Raw genomic sequence first — 2,656 nt, 5'->3', positions numbered from 1 at the left:
TGTTCTAAAATATAACTTTTGGATTGATATTTTAGTATTTAAAGCCTTTAATTATTAAAATATTTAATCTGTTTTCTCCTTTTTAAAGTTGCTAATAATGGTAGTAAATTCTTTACCAACACTAATAATTTTTTCAAGAAGTTCAAGTTCTTTATCATCTTTTAATAATTTGCTATCAATGTTTTTAGCTTCAAAAAGTTCGAAAAATAAAAATTTATTATCTGTTTCAATTTTAAGAGTTTTAGTTAAAAGCGCATCGTTAAAAAGCGTGTTAGAATTTTTAAATAATGATACTAAATTTTCATAAGAACTAGGTTTAAAAGGCTCTGCTTTGTTCTTAAATAGTTTACCAATTAATCCAATAATTTTTATAAAATCTAAATTTCCGCTAGGTGCTTTACTATAAAGGTGAGGATTTCTTTTTATATCTTCAAGAATTTGATTTCGCATTGAAGCGTTTATTTCTATAACAATGCTACTTTTTCCTTTTGGTTCCCTTTAATATTTACTTCTTCTAGAGTTTTTTTTTCTTTTTTTAATTGAATTACAAATTGCTATTTTATATAAATAGGCTTAACAATAATTTGTTGAGTAGCATAAAATAACGCACTTATTTTTAAAGTATCTGTTATTTTTGCTGCAATTGTAAAGGCTCCATTTTTAATTTTTTTTCTCTTTGCTTTCTTAGCTTTTACTCTTTTAGCTTTTTCACAAGGAGATTCGTATTCTACCTCACCAGCAGTAATAAATTCTTCACAAACTGTTTTATCTCGAACTATATTAATTGTATAATGAGATTGTTGTGTTATTTGAACTTCTTGAGTTATTGTTGCCAGATATGTAATAATTATTATGTCTTCTGTTGTAACTTTTGTTTAAACTTATCATCAAAGTCTGAAGTACTGTTATTGCTTTTGTTTTTTAAAGTCACTTTCACGCCAGGCAAAGGCAAGCCATCTTCATCTGTAATTAACCCAGAGATGGTTCGGGTTTTTAAAATTGATTCTCCTTGTTTATTGTTTACCTTGTTAGTTGTAATATCTTCTGTCCTGTCTAATTTTATAGAGTAACCAAGGGCAATCGCTGTGTTTGTTCTTAGTGCAAGAAAAGTAAATAAACTAGCAGCTATAAAAGAGAGGTCTTTTGAAGTGTTATTTGTATGTATTAAAGTTCTATTTAATTGAGTGTTTTTAAACCTTCTAAAATATTACCGTTTTCTTTAAAGGTTTTAAGAATGAAATAATCTGTTTTCTTTGTAAAATCAAAAACAGATTTATTACAAGTTTTATAGTGTTTTCCTTTTTGGTTAGAAGTCATTTTACTCCAGTCTTCATGACATGGTTTAGGGATTGTTATATGCTTTTCTTTTTTCATAAAACTTCAAATTTAGTATTCAAAGTAATCGAAAAGAGAAGCGAAAAGAAAGTTGTAATGAGTAAACGCTACTTATTAATGAGTGAAGTGTTATTCTATAATTTTAACTTCAAATAATTTATCCCAACGCTTCCCTGTAACAAAAATAGTTTGTGTTTCTGGATTGTAAGCAATACCATTTAAAACGTCTAAGCCTTTGTGTTTAGTAACGAGCTCTTTTAGTGGAGAAAAGTCTATAACAGCTTCTGTTGCACCATTTTCTGGATTAATAATTACAATACCGTTTTTTTGATAGATATTAGCATAAATTTTTCCGTTTATCCATTCTAGCTCATTAAGCTTTCCTATTTTTCCTTTATTTGTATAAACTTGAATGTGATCGTCTTCTACTAAAGTTTCAGGATTTAAATACCATATTTTTTCTGTTCCATCACTTTTATAAAGCATTTTCCCATCGTTGCAAATCCCCCAACCTTCTTGGCTTTTACCAAACTTAAAAGTACTTTTGCGTTCAAAAGTATCAGCATTATGAACAAAACCTTTACCACTTAACCAGGTTAATAAATAGATGTTTTTATCTAAAACAGTTAGGCCTTCACCAAAATAATTATCGGCTAAATCTACATTTTTAAGTACTTCTCCAGTTTTATAATCTACTTTTCGCAATTTACTTTCTCCTTTTTGTCCAGTACTTTCATACAATTCGCCATTATAGAATTCTAAACCTTGAGTGTAAGATGTAATGTCGTGTGGATAGGTGTTTATTATTTGGTAGCCATATACTTTAGGTGCTTCGTTATTGACTATAGAAATATTTTGCGTCGCTGTTTCCGTTTCTCCATCATAAATAACAGTAGCAATAATATCATGACTTCCTAATTTAAAATCTAATAGAGTGGTAGTGTCTTTAATGGTTTTTCCATCAAATGTATAGCTAATAGATTCTATTTCAAGTTTATTAGGGTTTTTAATTGTAATTTCTAATACTTCGTTTAAAGGAATAGTGTTATTTGTAGCATTTGTAGAAATACTAAAGTTTTTTTTATTAGAATCGCCTCCGCAATTAGATAATGTAATTGCTAAAATTATGATAATTAGGTGTTTAAATCCGTTCATTTTATTATTGTAATTTCAAGCAAGATATTTATTAAAATTCAGTTTAAAAAATATTGTGATAAATTTAAAAGATTGTATCTTTGCAGCGGCAAGTCCTACACAACTAGCTCCTGTTGAATCCTCCAGGGCGGGAACGCAGCAAAGGTAAGTGGTCGTAGCAGTGTGA

3 protein-coding genes are annotated in these 2,656 nt (G+C 28.5%); all 3 read right to left on the bottom strand.

Annotated features, from left to right (window positions below; translation table 11 throughout):
* Positions 1-63: 63 nt before the first annotated feature.
* Positions 64-450 (bottom strand): hypothetical protein, encoded by a 387-nt coding sequence (locus QNK89_RS07980; RefSeq protein ID WP_340170487.1) that lies wholly within the window; start codon positions 448-450, stop codon positions 64-66.
* Between the two features lie 726 nt (positions 451-1,176).
* Positions 1,177-1,374, bottom strand: coding sequence for a hypothetical protein (locus QNK89_RS07975; RefSeq protein WP_340170486.1), 198 nt, complete (start codon positions 1,372-1,374; stop codon positions 1,177-1,179).
* A 90-nt stretch (positions 1,375-1,464) separates the two neighbouring features.
* On the bottom strand, positions 1,465-2,490 hold the full coding sequence (locus QNK89_RS07970) for a glutaminyl-peptide cyclotransferase (protein ID WP_340170485.1): 1,026 nt from the start codon (positions 2,488-2,490) through the stop codon (positions 1,465-1,467).
* Positions 2,491-2,656: the final 166 nt, after the last annotated feature.

The organism is Lacinutrix sp. (assembly GCF_037625555.1).
Classification (GTDB): domain Bacteria; phylum Bacteroidota; class Bacteroidia; order Flavobacteriales; family Flavobacteriaceae; genus Lacinutrix.
Note: the sequence above shows the minus strand (reverse complement) of the source record. Positions and strands in the feature narration are given on the sequence as shown.